A 16,918-nucleotide genomic window follows, 5' to 3' on the forward strand; every position below is an offset into this window, starting at 1 on the left:
TTTCCCTGCAAGCCGTTGTGATGGCGGTTTCCCTGTTGAGCTTTTCTGCTGCGAACGCGCAGGAGACCAAGATCGCTTTCGTCAGCACCGAACGCATCTTCCGTGAAGCAGTGCCGGCCAAGGCCGCGCAGACCAAGCTGGAACAGGAATTCGCCAAGCGCGACCGCGAACTGCAAGACATGGCGGCCCGTCTGAAGACCCAATCCGAAAAGATGGACAAGGATGCAGCAGTCCTGTCGGAATCCGACCGCGCCAAGCGTCAGCGTGATCTGTCCGATCTGGACAAGGAATTCCAGCGCAAGCAGCGCGAATTCCGCGAAGACCTGAATCAGCGTCGCAACGAAGAACTGGCCGTGGTGCTGGAACGCACCAACAAGGTCATTCGCCAGATCGCCGAAGCTGAAAAGTTCGACATCGTGTTCCAGGAGGCCGTATTCGCCAGCAAGCGTATCGACATCACTGACAAGGTCTTGAAGGAACTGGCGAAGTAAGCCACAAGCAATTCAGGCAGTAATTTTCCCTGTTCGGGGAGTGTCGGGCTGAAGTCAATATCTGATCTCAGCCCGATTTCAGTTTTCTTGCCGTTCGGTTTCAGTTTGAGTGCGCTTGATCGTCGATTGAGCTTGAACGCAGCTTCGAGCCGATCGCAGCAAAAGCCGCCGAGCCTTAACGACGGGCTGGCAAGCAGCAAGAGACCGGACATTTCGCAAACGCACACAGATACGGAAGGCCAAGATGAGTATTCGGCTGGCACAATTGGTCGAACGCTTGGGTGGCCAGTTGAAAGGCGATGCGCAGACGCAAGTGCAGGGCATCGCTCCACTGGATGCGGCCACTGCGGCGCATATTACGTTCCTATCCAATCCCAAGTTTCGTTCCCAGGCAGAGCAGACCCACGCGGCTGCATTGATTCTGTCCGAAGCCGATGATGTGCAGATCGCCGACTATGCCGGCGCACGCATTATCGTCAAAAATCCTTACGCCTATTTTGCGCATGCCGCTCAGTTGTTCGAGCAGCTGGCAGCTCAGCCAAAACCGGCAGGTATCCATCCCAGCGCCTTTGTTGATCCTGCCGCCAAAGTCTCCGCTTCGGCGGTGATCGGCCCGCATGTGGTGATCGAGGCCGATGCTGACATCGGCGAGCGTGCCGTGATCGATGCCGGCAGTTTTGTCGGCCGCGCCGCCAAAGTCGGGGCCGACACGCATTTCCACGCCAGGGCGACCTTGCATGCGCGTTGTGAAATCGGTCAGCGCGGCATCATCCATTCGGGCGCGGTGATCGGCGCCGACGGTTTCGGCTTCGCCAATGAAGCCGGCGCCTGGGTCAAGATTCCGCAGGTCGGTCGCGTGATGATCGGCGACGACGTTGAAATCGGCGCCAATACCACGATCGATCGCGGCGCCTTGTCTGATACGGTGATCGAAGAGGGCGTCAAGCTCGACAATCAGATCCAGATCGCGCACAACTGCCATATCGGCGCTCATACCGCGATTGCGGCCTGTGTCGGCATCGCCGGCAGTGCCAGGATCGGTAAGTATTGCTCCATCGGCGGTGCCGCCATGATTCATGGTCACATCACGATCGCCGACAAAGTGCACGTCTCGGCCGGTACGCTGGCCTTGCGCTCGATTCTTGAGCCGGGGCAATACACCGGCTTCTATCCTATCGCCAAGCACGGCGACTGGGAAAAATCCGCTGCGCTGGTGCGCAATCTGGGCACCATGCGTGAGAAAATCCGGGCGTTGGAAAAATCGCTCAAAACGCTGACACAGAACCAAGAAACAAATAATGAATAGCCTCGACATCAATCAAATCAAACAATACCTGCCGCACCGCTATCCGCTGCTGCTGGTGGACCGCGTGCTGGAATGGGAAAGCGGCAAGACCATTACCGCCATCAAGAACGTGACCGTCAATGAAGAGTTCTTCAACGGCCACTTTCCGCACAAGCCGGTGATGCCAGGTGTATTGATGATTGAGGCGCTGGCGCAGACCGCTGCGCTGCTGTCCTTCCTGACCGAAGGCCGCAAGCCGGATGAAAATACTGTGGTGTATTTCGTCGGCATCGACAATGCGCGCTTCAAGCGTCCGGTGGAACCGGGCGATCAGTTGAAGATGCATGTGGAAATCACGCGCCGCGCGCGCGGCATCTGGAAATACAAGGCCGTCGCTACCGTCGACGGTCAGGTAGCGGTCGAAGGCGATCTGATGTGCACCATGCGCAGCGCTGCCGACGCCAGCCAGTCCGCCTGATTGCCACTTCCTATACGCTGAACATGTCGAATATTCATCCAACCGCCGTCATTCACGCCGGTGCGCAGCTCGATTCGACGGTGCAGGTCGGCCCTTACGCGGTGATCGGCCCCAACGTCCGGATTGACGCCGGTACCAGGATCGGTCCGCATGTCGTGATCGAAGGTCACACCACCATCGGCCGCGACAACGTCTTCTTCCAGTTCGGTTCGATCGGCGCCGCGCCGCAGGACAAGAAATACGCAGACGAACCGACCACGCTGGAAATCGGCGACCGCAACACCATCCGCGAATTCGTGACCTTCAATCGCGGCACCGTGCAGGACGCCGGCGCCACGCGCATGGGCAACGACAACTGGATCATGGCCTACGTCCATCTGGCGCACGATTGCCAGCTGGGCAGCAACATCATCCTGGCCAACAACGCCACGCTGGCCGGTCACGTGCACCTGGGCGACTGGGTGTTCCTGGGCGGCTTCACCTCGGTGCATCAGTTCTGCCGCATCGGCGCGCATGCCATGACCGCATTTACCGCCGCCGTGAGCCAGGACGTGCCGCCCTTCGTGACGGCCGCCGGCAATCGCGCGGTGCCTGCCGGCATCAACAGCGAAGGCCTCAAGCGGCGCGGTTTCAGCAGCGAACAGATCATGGTCATCAAGCGCGCCTACAAGGCGATCTATCGCTCCGGACTATCGCAGGATGAGGCCAAGCAGCAGTTGGCCCAAATGGAAGCGCAGACGCCGGATTCGGCCGAGCATCTTCGTGTGCTGCGCGAGTTCATCGAAGCTTCGGCCCGTGGCATCATCCGCTGATCAGTCGGTCGCACTGGTTGCCGGCGAAAGCTCCGGCGATCTGCTCGGCAGTCGTTTGCTGGCCGGCTTGCGCGCCCAGATGCCGGATCTGCGCCTGCATGGGATAGGCGGGCCGCACATGGCGGAGCAAGGCTTCGTCAGCGATTGGCCGATGGATCAGCTGACCGTGCGCGGCCTGTTTGAAATCATTCCGCGTTACCGCGAAATCAAGGGCATCCAGAACGCGCTGCGCGACAAGTTGCTGCAGGAGCGGCCGGCAGCCTTCGTCGGCGTCGACTATCCCGGCTTCAATTTGGGGCTGGAAGAGCAACTGCGCAAGGCCGGCATTCCCACCATTCATTTCATCGGCCCGCAGATCTGGGCCTGGCGTGGCGGCCGCATCAAGAAGATCGCGCGTGCGGTGTCGCACATGCTGGTCATCTTTCCGTTTGAAGAAAGCATTTACCGGCAGGCCGGGATTCCGGTCACCTATGTTGGTCATCCGCTGGCAGAAGTGATTCCGATGCAGCCCGACATGCCGGGTGCACGCTGGCGTCTGGGTTTATCCGAGATGACGCGTGTGGTGGCCATTCTGCCGGGCAGCCGCATGTCCGAGCTGAAGCACAACGGCCCCGGTTTTCTGGAGGCGGCGCGCCTGCTGCGTCAGCGCGATCCTTCCTTGCAGTTCGTCACGCCGATGGCGGGCGAAAAGCAGATGGTCTTCTTCAACAGCCAGATCGAGCAGGGCGGCTATCAGGATCTGCAGATCAAACTGGTGCTGGGCCAGTCACATGCCGCGATGGAAGCCGCCGATGCCGTGCTGGTGGCCTCAGGCACCGCATCGCTGGAAGTGGCGCTGTTCAAGAAGCCGATGGTGATTGCCTACAAGATGATCTGGGCTTCGTACCAGATCATGCGGCACATGGGCTATCAGCCCTGGGTCGGTCTGCCGAATATTCTAGCGCGCGAGTTTCTGGTGCCGGAGCTGCTGCAGGATGCGGCCACGCCGCGCGCATTGGCCGACGCCATGTGGCAGCAATTGGAAGATCATGCGCATCAACGGCGCCTGGTGCATCGCTTCACCGAGATGCACCACACGCTGTTGCGCGACACCAGCAAAGAGAGCGCGCAAGCCGTCTCTGAAGTTTTGCAAGGCCGCCGCCCCGGCGCATCAAGAATCTGATTCAAGTCGGGCCCGCATTGATTCTGTCCGGCCCCACTCAGCAAGGAAAACACATGCCAAAAACGCTCAACGCGGCGAAGCCGGTCAAGTCTGCCAAAGTAGCCAAGGCTGCAAAAGCGGCCAAAGCGGCCGAGAGCAATCTGTCCCTGTTCGACTATTCGAGCTATGTCGACGAAATCATCTGCGGCGTGGACGAAGCAGGTCGCGGCCCTTTGGCTGGTCCGGTGTTTGCAGCCGCCGTCATTCTCGATCCAGCCCGACCGATAGAAGGGCTGCGTGATTCAAAAAAACTGTCGGAAGCCAGCCGCGACAGTCTCGCCATGTTGATCAAGAGCCATGCGCTGGCGTGGGCGATTTCATCCTGCTCTGAACAGGAAATCGACGAGCTCAACATTCTGCAGGCTAGCATGCTGGCCATGCGCCGCGCCGTGGAAGCCTTGCAGACGGTGCCGACGCTGGCGCTGATTGACGGCAATCGCTGCCCGGTGATGGCAATCCGCTCGGAAGCCATCGTCAAGGGCGATGACAAGGTCGCCGCGATTTCCGCCGCCTCGATTCTGGCCAAGACTGCGCGCGACGCCGCCTTGCACGAACTGCACGCCATCTATCCGCATTACGCCTTCGATCAGCACAAGGGCTATCCTACGGCTTTGCATCTGGAGCGCCTGCAACTGCACGGCGTATCGCCCGTGCATCGCCGTTCCTATGCGCCGGTGCGCGCCTTGCTGGAAGTCGCAACTCCGCCCGCTTTCCTGGTTGCGGCACAGCAGCCGGCGCAGCCAGGCAGCTTGTCTGTCGCGATGGAGTTTGGAGAGTGACGTTGACATCACCCTATCTGCTGTTTAACGGAGGCCACTGCGCATGAAGCTGATCAGCTCCCGCGATAATCCGCTGTTCAAGGAACTCAAGCAATTGGCCGCCAGTGCGCAAGCACGCCGCAAGGCCGGACGCAGCCTGCTGGACGGCGTGCATCTGGCGCAAGCCTGGCTGCAGCAAGCGCAAGGTGCTGCGCCGCTGATTTGTATCGTTGCCGAAAGCGCCGAGGTCAATGCGGAGGTCGTGTCGGTGATGGACGCTTGCCGCAGTCTCAGCGGTTGCCAGTGCATCGTGCTGCCGGATGCGCTTTATCAAAGCATCAGCCAGGTCGAAAACGGAGTCGGTCTGACGCTGGTGGTGGATACGCCGCAACCGCAGATGCCGACCCAATTGTCCGGCGCCTCGGTGCTGCTGGATGGCCTGCAGGATCCTGGCAATCTCGGTTCCATTCTGCGTAGCGCCGCGGCATCGGGCATTCGTCAGGTGTTCTGCTCCCCCGGCACGGTTGCCGCGTGGTCGCCCAAGGTACTGCGTGCCGGCATGGGCGCACATTTTATGTTGGACATCTTTGAGAATGCCGATCTGTTCATGCTGTGCGCCGACGCTGCGGTGCCGGTGCTGGCAACCAGTTCTTACGCGACCCGCTCGATCTATCAGGCCGATTTGCAAGGCGAAGTGGTCTGGCTGTTCGGCCATGAAGGTCAGGGCGTGGCGCCCGAGCTGATGGATGCGGCGACGACGCAAGTGGTGATCCCGCATGCCGGCGCAATGGAGTCGCTCAATGTGGCGGCAGCGGCGGCCGTGTGTTTCTTCGAAGCCATGCGCCAGCGTCAGGCGGCAATTATTGCTGCCGAGTCTGCTCAGTAATCGGCAGATGAATTCTGTCGACGACATTTTCAGATTTTTCCTCGGACGCTGGAGTTTGCAGCGCAGCGTCTGCGACAGTGATGCACGCCCGACCGGTGAGGCAATCGGCATGGCAGAGTTTGTCGAATCACCCTGCGTTCCATCGCCGTCGAAGACTGCCGAAGTTGGCCCCCGCCGGCAACTTCAGCGTGGCAGCATGCGCTTGTTGCGCTATCGTGAATCGGGTCAAATGACTTTGTTTGCGGCGGCGAAAGCGGTTTCGTTTTCGCGTGCATTCGACTACTTCATCGGCATCGAAGAGAATGCCGATGAAGCTGAGTCTGAGTTTTCGAAAGAAAAATCAGTGCCATGCGTGCAGGTTTTTTTTGCCGATGGCCCACAATCGGGCGAGCTGTATCAGACCTACTTCTTCGATGCTTCAGCGCATACCTTGCGTCCCGACAGCACCCATCTCTGCCTCGCCGATCGCTACAACAGCGAATATCGCCTGACGAGCGGGCAACAGTTCGATTTGGATACCGTGATCGCCGGCCCGCAAAAAGATTACGTGCTGCATACCAGCTTCATTCGCCTGGCATGAGCACGTAGTTCGACAGACTTGATGATGGCAGCCATGAGCAAGTCATGGCTGCCTGCAACCCGGCGCGGCGATGATCAGAGCCAGCGTGTTTCCGGCTTGATTTCCTGCAGGATGGTGGCGGCGATTTCTTCAATCGATTTGGCAGTCGACGACATCCAGCGTATGCCTTCACGGCGCATCATCTTTTCCGCCTCATTGATTTCATAGCGGCAATTTTCCAGCGCGGCGTATTTGCTGCCGGGTCGGCGTTCATTGCGCACTTCGGCCAGACGTTCCGGCGCGATGGTCAGACCAAAAATCTTTTTCTTGTGCGGCAGCAATCCGCTCGGCATCTTTTCGCGTTCGAAGTCGTCGGGGATGAGCGGATAGTTGGCGGCCTTGATGCCGTACTGCATCGCCAGATACAGACTGGTCGGCGTTTTACCCGAGCGGGAGACGCCGACCAGGATCACATCGGCCTCCGACAAGTTCTTGTTGGACTGGCCGTCATCGTGCGCCAGAGAAAAATTGATGGCCTCGATGCGGTTCTTGTATTCCTCCGAATCGGCCGTGTTGTGGCTGCGTCCGACGGTATGCGTGGACTTCATTTCAAGCTCTTGTTCCAATGGTTCGACAAAAGTCTGGAACAAATCCATGTGCATTGCTTTCGAATGGCGGATGACACCCGAGAGATCGGACTTCACCAGCGTTGAGAACACGATGGGCAATTTGCCATCTACTTCGAACGCTTCATTGATCTTGCGGGTGGCGTCATAGGCTTTGTCCAGTGTGTCGATGAAAGGCAGGCGCACTTGCTTGAATCGCAACTCGAATTGACTGAGTATGGAGTGCCCGAGTGTTTCCGCAGTGATGCCGGTGCCGTCCGAAACAAAGAAGACGGTACGGTTGGCCGCTATGAGCGGTGCGGGGCGCGGAATGGGCGTTGGATCGAGCATGATGTTGTCAGAAATAAATGAAAAAAAAGATTGGCACCGTGAAAAAAACGGCGGCTAGCCTGTAAAATGCCCAAGAACTGATCGAGAGGCTCATCCTAAATGATCGTCCAATGTCTGCGCAGCTTAACCGAATTTGTCCTGATGTTTGCCATCGCAAACGTCTTCGGTTCGTGTGCGCGTTTCTGGAATCGATTGAGCCCGTTTCTCCCGTCTATCGCATTGCCTCCGTCCCAGAATAACAAAAAACAAATGACGCATGCAGCGCCCGTGAAGATTTCTTATCATCAAAGTAGGGGTTGTTATGTCCAACGCAGCAAATATGGGTGCTACCCAGGGGGCCGCATACGTAGTCTCCTTTGAAAATCTTCGCATGACGGACGTCGAGTCCGTCGGTGGTAAAAACGCGTCCCTGGGTGAAATGATCAGCCAGCTCGCAGAAGCCGGAGTCCGGGTGCCAGGTGGTTTCGCCACGACGGCCCAGGCCTTCCGCGACTTCCTCGAGCACAGCGCGAATGGCGGCGAAACGCTGGCCAAACGCATCGAGACGCGTCTCTCCACGCTGGATATCGAAGACGTGCGCGCACTGGCTCAGGCCGGTGCCGAGATCCGTCAATGGATCGTCGAGACGCCTTTCCAGCCGCGTCTGGAACAGGAAATCAATTCTTTCTACGAAAAGCTGGTTGCGGATTCCTCCAGCGAGATGTCGTTTGCCGTCCGCTCTTCGGCCACGGCTGAAGACTTGCCGGACGCTTCGTTTGCCGGTCAGCAAGAGACTTTCCTGAACGTGGTCGGCATCGAAAACGTACTCGAAGCGATGAAGCACGTGTTCGCTTCGCTGTACAACGATCGCGCCATTTCGTATCGCGTCCACAAGGGCTTCACTCACGCTGAAGTGGCTTTGTCCGCCGGCGTGCAGCGCATGGTCCGTTCCGACGTCGGCGCTGCCGGCGTGATGTTCACCATCGATACCGAATCGGGCTTCAAGGATGTGGTCTTCATCACTTCCAGCTACGGTCTGGGCGAAACAGTGGTGCAGGGCGCAGTCAATCCGGACGAGTTCTACGTCCACAAGCCCATGCTGGAACAAGGCAAGCTGCCTATCATCCGCCGCAACATCGGCTCCAAGCTGATCAAGATGGAATTCACCGGTGAAGCCAAGGCCGGCCGCTCGGTGCGCACCGTCGATGTGCCGGTGGAAATGCGCAACCGCTATTCGCTGAACGACGCTGAAATCGTCGAACTGGCGAAGTACGCCACCATCATCGAGAAGCACTACGAGCGTCCGATGGACATCGAATGGGGCAAGGACGGCCGCGACGGCAAACTGTACATCCTGCAGGCGCGTCCTGAAACCGTGAAGTCGCAGCAGAAGGCGACCGATGCGCAGCAACGCTTCAAATTGAAGAGCTCGGGCACCGTGCTGACGACCGGTCGCGCCATCGGTCAGAAGATCGGCGCAGGTCCGGTGCGCGTGATTACCGATCCGTCGGAAATGGAACGCGTGCAACCGGGCGACGTGCTGGTGGCCGACATGACCGACCCTAACTGGGAGCCGGTGATGAAGCGCGCCTCCGCCATCGTCACCAATCGTGGCGGCCGTACCTGTCACGCAGCGATCATCGCGCGTGAACTGGGCGTGCCGGCGGTGGTCGGTTGCGGCGATGCCACCGAGATCCTGAAGGACGGCACGCTGGTAACCGTGTCCTGCGCTGAAGGCGACGAAGGCAAGATCTACGACGGTCTGCTGGAAACCGAAGTGACTGAAGTGGCGCGCGGCGAACTGCCACCGATCCCGCTCAAGATCATGATGAACGTCGGCAACCCGCAACTGGCTTTCGACTTCCAGTCGATTCCCAACGGCGGTGTCGGTCTGGCGCGTCTGGAATTCATCATCAACAACAATATCGGCGTGCACCCGAAAGCGATTCTGGAATACCCGAACATCGACGCCGACCTGAAGAAGGCTGTGGAGTCGGTGGCGCGCGGTCACGCATCGCCGAAGGCGTTCTACGTCGACAAGCTGGCCGAGGGCATGGCGACCATCGCTGCGGCCTTCTGGCCCAAGCCGGTGATCGTGCGCTTGTCCGACTTCAAGTCGAACGAGTACAAGAAGCTGATCGGCGGTTCGCGTTACGAGCCGGATGAAGAAAATCCGATGCTGGGCTTCCGCGGCGCCGCACGTTATCTGGCCGCCGACTTCGCCGAAGCATTCGAAATGGAATGTCAGGCCATGAAGCGCGTGCGTAACGACATGGGTCTGACCAACGTCGAAATCATGGTGCCGTTCGTGCGTACACTGGGCCAGGCTGAAAAGGTGATCAACCTCCTCGGCAAGAATGGTCTGACGCGCGGCGAAAACGGTCTGCGCGTCATCATGATGTGCGAAGTGCCATCCAATGCGATTCTGGCTGAGCAGTTCCTGGAGTTCTTCGACGGCTTCTCTATCGGTTCCAACGATCTGACGCAGTTGACACTGGGTCTGGATCGCGATTCCGGCATGGAATTGCTGGCTGCCGATTTCGACGAACGCGATCCTGCGCTGCAAGCCTTGCTGACCAAGGTCATCTCGACTTGCCTGGCAAAGGGCAAGTACGTCGGCATCTGCGGACAGGGGCCTTCGGATCACCCGGATTTCGCCGAGTGGCTGATGGAGCAGGGCATCGAATCGATTTCGCTGAATCCCGATTCGGTGATCGACACCTGGCAGAAGCTGGCAGCCAAGAAGTAATTGTTCCTGAATCTTGTCTGATGCCGCATTGCTGTAAGAAAGTTCAGACAGCAATGCGGCGCAGGCAGCAGCCGGAGCGACTACAGCAGCATTCGAAAACGCGGACTTCAAGTCCGCGTTTTTGCTTTTGTGAGTTAGACTTATGCCGCTCTTGCCGCAAAGGCATGTTGGCAATTTTTCAGAATGCCGGCGTTGGCAAGACATAGGCGGACGGCAAGCGCCAAAAATCACAGCCATCTGCATGAATATGGAGCTGCGGCCAGACACCTGAAGTCCTCAGGCAGAGGCTCCCGCAGCTGTAAAGAACAGCGCAAATAATGCCGCAGAAAATGGCGTGACGTACTGGCCAAAGCGAGTCGCATCAAGCACCAGCTACAACAAAAAACCAGAGATGCGCAAGCAATTGCGCGCGCGAAAGGAACAAGGAAAATCGATATGACAGCCTGGGCTATTTGGTTGGTGCTGGCCGGCGTGCTGATTGCCGCCGAGCTCTTCATCGGCACGTTCTATCTGCTGATGCTGGCGCTCGGGCTGGTCGCAGGTGGTATCGCTGCCTTGTTGCAAGTGTCGCTGGAGTGGCAGTTGCTGATCGCAGCCGTGGTCGGCATCGGCGCCACCATCGCCTTGCGCCGCAGTGGATTCGGCCGACGCCGTGTGCGTCAGGCCACGTCCGATCCAAACGTGATTCTCGACATCGGTCAGAGCCTGCATGTCGATCAATGGCAAGCGCAAGGGGATGTATATATCGCGCGCGTCAAATATCGCGGGGCCATGTGGGATGTTGAACTGGTGCCCGGCATCAGCGCTTTGCCGGGTCAATATGTCATCCGCGAAGTGCGCGGCAGCCGTTTGATCGTCGCGCCTTAGTAAGCGATTTTGCCCGCAGGCTGCTTCATCGGCATCCATCCGCCATCCGGGTTTATCCCTATCTGCATCAATCGCAACAGCAACAGGAGAGCAATATGTTCGGCAGCGTAACCCTGATCATTTTTTTCATCGCCATCGTCTTCGTCATCAAGACCGTCAAGGTGGTGCCGCAGCAGCATGCCTGGGTGGTGGAGCGTCTCGGTAAATATCATGCAACGCTCGGCCCGGGCCTGAATATTGTGGTGCCCTTCATCGACCGGGTCGCCTATAAACACATCCTGAAAGAAATCCCGCTCGACGTCCCGCCGCAGGTTTGCATCACGCGCGACAACACACAACTGCAGGTGGACGGCATCCTGTATTTCCAGATCACCGATCCGATGCGCGCGTCTTACGGCTCCTCGAATTACATCGCCGCGATCACGCAGCTGGCGCAGACCACCTTGCGTTCGGTCATCGGCAAGATGGAGCTGGACAAGACTTTCGAAGAGCGCGATCACATCAATACCACCATCGTCAGCGCCATCGATGAATCGGCGGAGAACTGGGGCGTGAAAGTCCTGCGCTACGAAATCAAGGATCTGACGCCACCGAAAGAAATCCTGCACGCGATGCAGGCGCAGATCACCGCGGAGCGCGAGAAGCGCGCGCTGATTGCTGCCTCTGAAGGCCGCAAGCAGGAGCAGATCAATATCGCCACAGGTGAACGCGAAGCCTCGATTGCCAAGTCGGAAGGCGAGAAGCAGGCTTCGATCAATCGCGCGCAAGGTCAGGCGGCGGCGATTCTGGAGATTGCCGAAGCCAGCGCCGAAGCGATTCGCAAGACCGCTGCGGCGATTCAGGCGCCGGGCGGTTCCGACGCCGTCAATCTGAAGGTGGCTGAGCAATACGTGGCGGCCTTTGCGCAACTGGCCAAGACCAATAACTCCATCATCGTGCCGGCCAATCTGGGCGACATGAGTTCGCTGATCGCCAGCGCCATGCAGGTGGTGAAGTCGCAACCCAAGTAAATCCGATAGGGGCTCGTTGATTTCGCTCACCGCTCGCCGCTGATTTCGACCACGGAGCATCTGCCAAGTGCGCATGCCCTGGGATAGCAAAAATGAATTCGAACGTGAAGGAAATGTAATGTGGACTGCAATCCGGCGTCAGGCGCAAAAATGCCATCGCGCCTTGCCGATCGTGGCTTTCAGTGTGGCGGCATTGTGTGCGCTGGGTCATGGCGAGGCGCATGCCGACGACGAGGCGCTGGCCAGGCGCGTCGATACGCAAATGGAGCAGTTGTTCGCCAGATACCAGATTCCCGGGGCCTCCATCGCGGTGGCCTATCGCGGTGAATTCGTCTATCAGCGCGGCTACGGTCTGGCTGTGACCGAGACCAGTACGCCCGCCACGCCGCAGACTCTCTATCGCATCGCCAGCATATCCAAACCGGTGACGGCAGTGGCGGTGCTCAAGCTGTTTGAAAACGAATTGCCGCAAGCGCTGTCGCGCAAGGTCTTCGGCCCCGATGGCCTGCTGCCTGATGCTGCGCATCCGGAATTCGCCAACCCCAAAGATCCGCGTGTGCTGGATATCACTCTGCGCGACTTGCTGCAGCACACCTCCGGCTGGGGCGCGAGCGACTACGATCCGCAATACGATCTGGTCGACATTGCCAAGACCATGAACGTTGAAGCACCCGCCCCGGCGCGCACCGTGATCGCCTACATGCTGCAGCAGCGCATGCTGGATGAGGCGCCCGGCACTGAATTTCATTACAGTAATTTCGGTTACAACGTATTGGGCCGCATCATCGAATACAAAAGCGGCAAGCCTTACGAGCAGGCGGTGCGCGAAGCGGTATTCCAGCCGGCCGGTGTAACCAGCGCTTCCATCGGCAATGACAAGCGCCTGCAGCGTGTCGCCAATGAGGCGGTGTACTACGACGACCCGCGCTGGCCGCAAGTGCCGGATCAGGAAGGCAACGGCGAGATGGGGCCCGAGTCTTATTTCGGCTTCCATTTGCAGACCATGGATGCGCACGGCGGTTGGGTGGCAAGCGCCAGCGATCTGGTGCGCTTCGTCAATGCCACGCTGGGTGGGCAGGGGAGCCAGGGCGCAGTCGCCTTGCTCAGGCCGGAGACCGTCAAACTGATGCGCGCGCGCAATCCGCGCATGCTGCAAAACAATAACGGCCTGGGCTGGGTGGTGACCACCATGGATGGCGTGCAGATCATCTCGCATAGCGGTGCGCTCACCAGCGGCACGTATGGCTACCTGCAGGCGCGCGATGACGGCTGGTCGTGGGCAGTGCTGTTCAATCGCCTGCCGATTGCCTATCCGCCGGAAAAAGCCTTGCCCGAATTGCAGGCGTTTCAGACTGCGGTGCAGCTCAATCTGATGAGCGCGATCATCGATAAAGCTTTGCCCCTTCCAAAAGAGTAGTCGGCTTGGCGCCGGACAAAGCTGTCTGGCGCGAAGACGTAAAAAAAAGCCGCCCTGTGTCATGACAGGGCGGCTTTTTTCTTTGCAGCGCAAGGTTCCACGCAGTTCAGACTTGCCTCTCACACATCCGATCCGGTCGCATGCGACGGTGCCAGGTCCGAGATATGGAAGGGCAGCGTGATATCTACGCGCAGGCCGCCATCGAGGCGGTTGGCGGCGTTGATGTAGCCGTGATGCGCTTCCACGATGCGGCGCGCAATACTCAGACCGAGGCCGTGGCCGTCGCTGTTGGTCTTGGTGCGGCTGCTGCGGAAGAATAGTTCGAAGATCATCTTCAGTTCGTCTTCCGGCACGCCCGGCCCGCGATCCAGCACCGACAGATGCAGCAGGCTGTTGATGTAATCGACCTGGGTATGGATCTGCACCGTGGTATCCGGCGCAGTATGCTTGATGGCGTTGCGCACCACATTTTCGACCGCGCGATACAGCAGCTCGGGATTGCCCTTGATCGCCACCGGACAATCGGCCACGCCTTCCACATGCTTGCCGTTGGCTTCGGCCTCGAAGCGGGCGTCATTGATCATGTCGCCCAGCATCAGCTGCATGGAAATGTTTTCTTCCATCGAACCGGTCACGCTGGCTTCCAGCCGCGACAGCGTCAACAGTTCGCCGACCAGCTTGTCCATGCGCACGCTTTCGCGCTCGATGCGCACCAGTGTGGCATCCAGCTTTTCAGGCGGTTGCACTCGGGCCAGGCCGATCGCGACCTGCAGCCGTGCAATCGGCGAGCGCAGTTCGTGCGACACGTCATGCAGCAGACGCCGCTGGCTTTCCATCAGGATGCGTAACTGCGCAGTCATGCTGTCGAAGTCGCGGCCGAGATCGGCCAGTTCGTCGCTGCGCTTGCTCATGACCTGTTCCAGCTGAATATCCAGCTTGCCGGAAGCGGCCTGTGCGAAGGCATTTTTGAGGCTGCGGATCGGGTAGGAGAAATACCAGGCTAGCAAGAAAGCAAACACCACGCTGGCGAACAGCGAGGCCGCCATCGGCAGCACCGGGAACATCCAGCCGCGATCTTCCGGACGACCTCCGCCCGGCGGCCGCATGCCGCGGTCTTCCGGATTGTCGGCGGCGCCACGCAGGCGCGGCGTGCCGCTATGGCCTTCCGGCGGGCCGTCTTCATTTGGATTGGGAATGAACAGCACATAGCTGCGGCCGTCGGCCAGCTTGACCTGTTCCACCGCATGCCGGCGCTTTTCATTGCGCAAGAGTTGCCGTGCTTCCTCGACCAGCTTGGCGCTGACCGGGCGACCCATCAGATCCTTGTTGTCTTCGTCAATCGCGTACAGCTGCTGACGCCGCTGGCGGCCCTCATTGATCAGGCCGCGCAAAGCTTCGGCGCCGCCGAACTGCAAGGTGGCGGCGGCCGAACGGATCATGAACGAGGCCGGGGGGCTGAGATCGATTTCCGAGGAGCTGCGGTTGCGTTCCATATTTTCTATGGACACCATCACCCCGACGCCCAGGATGGCTGTGACTTGCGCGATTGCGATGAAGAAAAAGAATTTCCAGAATAGCCGACCCACTTTATTCCTTCAAGAACTGGTAGCCAAGTCGATAGACGGTCTGGATGCAGGATTTGTCGCTGCCGAGTGCGGCGATTTTCTGACGGATGCTGGAGAGGTGTACATCGATGTTGCGATCGAAGCGCGCCAGCGGACGGCCCAGACCTTGTTCCGACAGGTTTTGCTTGCTCACCGGTTTGCCGGCATTGCGCGCCAGCACTTCCAGCAGATTGAATTCGCTGCTGGTCAATTCCAGCGGCTTGCCGCTCCAGCTGGCGCGGCGTTGCTCCGGCCACATCGACAAGGCGCCGACGGCCAGTGGCGAGTAGGGCGCCTGTTCGTTGTTTTCACTCGAGGAGCGGCGCAGGATGGCGCGAATGCGGGCCGCCAGTTCGCGCGGCGTGCAGGGCTTGGGGACGTAATCGTCGGCGCCCAGCTCCAGGCCGATGATGCGGTCGGTGTCGTCGCCCTTGGCGGTGAGCATCACCACCGGCATGCTGCTCTTGGCGCGAATGCGGCGCAGCGTGTCGACGCCGTTGAGGCGCGGCATCATCACGTCGAGCACGGCGATGGCGTATTTGCCGGTCAGCGCTTCTGCTGCGCCGGCTTCGCCGTCGTAGGCCACGTTGACTTCAAATTTTTCTTGCTCCAGATATTCCTTGAGCATGTCGACGAGTTCAACATCGTCGTCGATCAATAGTACTTTTGACATCGCTGTGCTTCCATTTCTACATGTGCTCGGACATCAGGGCTGCCGGGCGTCGCCAGCCGCAAATATGCCGCAAAATGTTTTGCAGAGGTGTTTCAGGCGTCTTTACAATTCAATCTTTACATTCATTTACCTGCTGCTGCAGAACATTCCGGTTCATTTCCGCTCATCGCGTTGATCTTTCTGCAAGGAAATGAAATGCGCAGAAAATTTGTCGGGCCGGCAATTGTGTCTGTATTCAATGTTTGCATCGCCAACATCGCCGCCACGCTCGCCACTGCAAGCTTCGCGCGCAGCTTGCACTGTGATCAAAACTTTACTCCAATTTACTCAATCGACCTGAAATTTACATGCGGCTATCGCCGATACTGACGATAGTTTCATGGCGGTTTCAGTCATGCAGCGCCAACGGGGGCGCACTAAAGTCATCAATATATAGCGCGATAGAGCGGGAGTTCATCATGGCCATCAGCAGTCTTTCCAGCAGCAGTTTCAGTTTATCCGACCTCAGCGCGCTGAGCGGTGTCAGCAGCGCCAATTCCTCCAGCGCTACCGTGCGCATGGGCGACGGCCCGCCGCCACCGCCACCGGGCGGAGGGGGTGGCGGCTTGCTGGGAGCACTCAAGGATATTCTCTCTTCGCTTGGCGTTTCGCTGGATTCGGATAGCACCGCGACCAGCGCCACCAGCGCGATTTCACTGTCGTCCAGCAGCGCAGTGTCTAGCAGCAACACGGATGCCAAGCTGGACTCTTTCCTGCAAAGCCTGATGGCGGCCTTGCATGCCCAGGGCAGCAAACCACCGCCGCCCCCTGCATCGAGTTCCGACTCGTCGAGCTCTTCCTCATCGAGTAGCGACAGCAGTGATTCGACTAGCGCAGTGGATAGCACCGACACCACTACCGCGACGTCCTATACAACTTCGGGACGTCGTCCGCCGCCGGGTGGCGGTCTGGAGGCCGATCTGAAGAGCCTGATCTCCAAGCTCAGCTCAGACGACAGCAGTTCGGACAGTTCATCCTCTTCCGACTCCAGCTTGTCCGGCCTGGAAAGCAGCTTCAGCAGCTTGCTGAGTTCGCTGGGGGTGTCGGGCAGCACGACCTCCTTGTCCAGCTTCCTACAAAGTCTGCAAAGCAAACTGAACTCCGGCAAGACCACCGGCAATCTGGTTGATACCACTGCTTGAGGTCGGGCCGCA

General features: G+C 59.0%; 16 protein-coding genes. 13 read left to right on the top strand and 3 right to left on the bottom strand.

The window, feature by feature from the left end; translation table 11 throughout:
- The first annotated feature begins 20 nt into the window (after positions 1-20).
- The 8 genes from PQR62_RS12685 to PQR62_RS12720 all read left to right on the top strand — a co-directional run bounded on the left by PQR62_RS12685 (position 21) and on the right by PQR62_RS12720 (position 6,491).
- Positions 21-491, top strand: coding sequence for an OmpH/Skp family outer membrane protein (locus PQR62_RS12685; protein WP_408158545.1), 471 nt, complete (start codon positions 21-23; stop codon positions 489-491).
- Between the two features lie 244 nt (positions 492-735).
- Positions 736-1,797, top strand: a complete 1,062-nt coding sequence (gene lpxD, locus PQR62_RS12690) for a UDP-3-O-(3-hydroxymyristoyl)glucosamine N-acyltransferase (protein WP_408158309.1) — start codon at positions 736-738, stop codon at positions 1,795-1,797.
- The gene (gene fabZ, locus PQR62_RS12695; RefSeq protein WP_408158310.1) at positions 1,790-2,254 is read left to right on the top strand and encodes a 3-hydroxyacyl-ACP dehydratase FabZ; all 465 of its coding nucleotides are present in this window, start codon (positions 1,790-1,792) and stop codon (positions 2,252-2,254) included. Before lpxD ends, fabZ begins: the two co-directional genes overlap by 8 nt.
- A 23-nt stretch (positions 2,255-2,277) precedes the next feature.
- Complete coding sequence (lpxA, locus tag PQR62_RS12700) at positions 2,278-3,066, top strand: acyl-ACP--UDP-N-acetylglucosamine O-acyltransferase (protein WP_408158311.1); 789 nt, start codon at positions 2,278-2,280, stop codon at positions 3,064-3,066.
- Complete coding sequence (lpxB, locus tag PQR62_RS12705; RefSeq protein WP_408158312.1) at positions 3,050-4,228, top strand: lipid-A-disaccharide synthase; 1,179 nt, start codon at positions 3,050-3,052, stop codon at positions 4,226-4,228. Before lpxA ends, lpxB begins: the two co-directional genes overlap by 17 nt.
- Positions 4,229-4,281: 53 nt before the next feature.
- Complete coding sequence (gene rnhB, locus PQR62_RS12710) at positions 4,282-5,046, top strand: ribonuclease HII (protein WP_408158313.1); 765 nt, start codon at positions 4,282-4,284, stop codon at positions 5,044-5,046.
- Between the two features lie 43 nt (positions 5,047-5,089).
- On the top strand, positions 5,090-5,911 hold the full coding sequence (locus PQR62_RS12715) for a TrmH family RNA methyltransferase (protein ID WP_408158314.1): 822 nt from the start codon (positions 5,090-5,092) through the stop codon (positions 5,909-5,911).
- Between the two features lie 7 nt (positions 5,912-5,918).
- A complete protein-coding gene (locus PQR62_RS12720) occupies positions 5,919-6,491 on the top strand; it encodes a DUF6314 family protein (protein WP_408158315.1) in 573 nt (190 codons plus the stop codon).
- Between the two features lie 74 nt (positions 6,492-6,565).
- Here the strand turns inward: PQR62_RS12720 and ppsR are convergent, their stop codons facing one another.
- Positions 6,566-7,426, bottom strand: coding sequence for a posphoenolpyruvate synthetase regulatory kinase/phosphorylase PpsR (ppsR, locus tag PQR62_RS12725; RefSeq protein WP_408158316.1), 861 nt, complete (start codon positions 7,424-7,426; stop codon positions 6,566-6,568).
- Positions 7,427-7,796: 370 nt separating this feature from the next.
- Between ppsR and ppsA the strand changes: the two genes are divergently transcribed.
- The 4 genes from ppsA to PQR62_RS12745 all read left to right on the top strand — a co-directional run bounded on the left by ppsA (position 7,797) and on the right by PQR62_RS12745 (position 13,448).
- Positions 7,797-10,154: a phosphoenolpyruvate synthase gene (ppsA, locus tag PQR62_RS12730; protein WP_408158317.1), complete on the top strand. Its 2,358-nt coding sequence runs from the start codon at positions 7,797-7,799 to the stop codon at positions 10,152-10,154.
- Between the two features lie 435 nt (positions 10,155-10,589).
- Positions 10,590-11,021, top strand: coding sequence for an NfeD family protein (locus tag PQR62_RS12735; protein WP_408158318.1), 432 nt, complete (start codon positions 10,590-10,592; stop codon positions 11,019-11,021).
- 95 nt (positions 11,022-11,116) lie between these two features.
- Positions 11,117-12,031 (top strand): SPFH domain-containing protein, encoded by a 915-nt coding sequence (locus tag PQR62_RS12740; protein ID WP_408158319.1) that lies wholly within the window; start codon positions 11,117-11,119, stop codon positions 12,029-12,031.
- Between the two features lie 118 nt (positions 12,032-12,149).
- Positions 12,150-13,448: a serine hydrolase domain-containing protein gene (locus tag PQR62_RS12745; RefSeq protein ID WP_408158320.1), complete on the top strand. Its 1,299-nt coding sequence runs from the start codon at positions 12,150-12,152 to the stop codon at positions 13,446-13,448.
- Between the two features lie 119 nt (positions 13,449-13,567).
- Here the strand turns inward: PQR62_RS12745 and PQR62_RS12750 are convergent, their stop codons facing one another.
- Complete coding sequence (locus PQR62_RS12750; RefSeq protein WP_408158321.1) at positions 13,568-15,034, bottom strand: ATP-binding protein; 1,467 nt, start codon at positions 15,032-15,034, stop codon at positions 13,568-13,570.
- Position 15,035: 1 nt separating this feature from the next.
- Positions 15,036-15,725, bottom strand: coding sequence for a response regulator (locus PQR62_RS12755; RefSeq protein WP_408158322.1), 690 nt, complete (start codon positions 15,723-15,725; stop codon positions 15,036-15,038).
- A gap of 458 nt (positions 15,726-16,183) precedes the next feature.
- Here PQR62_RS12755 and PQR62_RS12760 point away from each other — a divergent pair, with 458 nt between their 5' ends.
- Positions 16,184-16,906: a hypothetical protein gene (locus PQR62_RS12760; RefSeq protein WP_408158323.1), complete on the top strand. Its 723-nt coding sequence runs from the start codon at positions 16,184-16,186 to the stop codon at positions 16,904-16,906.
- Positions 16,907-16,918 lie beyond the last annotated feature (12 nt).

It is taken from the genome of Herbaspirillum lusitanum (assembly GCF_046025995.1).
Classification (GTDB): Bacteria; Pseudomonadota; Gammaproteobacteria; order Burkholderiales; family Burkholderiaceae_D; genus Herbaspirillum; species Herbaspirillum lusitanum_A.

What these genes read in the sequence shown, in the direction of transcription:
- PQR62_RS12685 (WP_408158545.1), top strand. Translation starts at nt 21, where the DNA reads ATGGCGGTTTCCCTGTTGAGCTTTTCTGCTGCGAACGCGCAGGAGACC.
- lpxD (WP_408158309.1), top strand. Translation starts at nt 736, where the DNA reads ATGAGTATTCGGCTGGCACAATTGGTCGAACGCTTGGGTGGCCAGTTG.
- fabZ (WP_408158310.1), top strand. Translation starts at nt 1,790, where the DNA reads ATGAATAGCCTCGACATCAATCAAATCAAACAATACCTGCCGCACCGC.
- lpxA (WP_408158311.1), top strand. Translation starts at nt 2,278, where the DNA reads ATGTCGAATATTCATCCAACCGCCGTCATTCACGCCGGTGCGCAGCTC.
- rnhB (WP_408158313.1), top strand. Translation starts at nt 4,282, where the DNA reads ATGCCAAAAACGCTCAACGCGGCGAAGCCGGTCAAGTCTGCCAAAGTA.
- PQR62_RS12715 (WP_408158314.1), top strand. Translation starts at nt 5,090, where the DNA reads ATGAAGCTGATCAGCTCCCGCGATAATCCGCTGTTCAAGGAACTCAAG.
- PQR62_RS12720 (WP_408158315.1), top strand. Translation starts at nt 5,919, where the DNA reads ATGAATTCTGTCGACGACATTTTCAGATTTTTCCTCGGACGCTGGAGT.
- ppsR (WP_408158316.1), bottom strand. Translation starts at nt 7,426, where the DNA reads ATGCTCGATCCAACGCCCATTCCGCGCCCCGCACCGCTCATAGCGGCC.
- ppsA (WP_408158317.1), top strand. Translation starts at nt 7,797, where the DNA reads ATGACGGACGTCGAGTCCGTCGGTGGTAAAAACGCGTCCCTGGGTGAA.
- PQR62_RS12735 (WP_408158318.1), top strand. Translation starts at nt 10,590, where the DNA reads ATGACAGCCTGGGCTATTTGGTTGGTGCTGGCCGGCGTGCTGATTGCC.
- PQR62_RS12740 (WP_408158319.1), top strand. Translation starts at nt 11,117, where the DNA reads ATGTTCGGCAGCGTAACCCTGATCATTTTTTTCATCGCCATCGTCTTC.
- PQR62_RS12745 (WP_408158320.1), top strand. Translation starts at nt 12,150, where the DNA reads ATGTGGACTGCAATCCGGCGTCAGGCGCAAAAATGCCATCGCGCCTTG.
- PQR62_RS12755 (WP_408158322.1), bottom strand. Translation starts at nt 15,725, where the DNA reads ATGTCAAAAGTACTATTGATCGACGACGATGTTGAACTCGTCGACATG.
- PQR62_RS12760 (WP_408158323.1), top strand. Translation starts at nt 16,184, where the DNA reads ATGGCCATCAGCAGTCTTTCCAGCAGCAGTTTCAGTTTATCCGACCTC.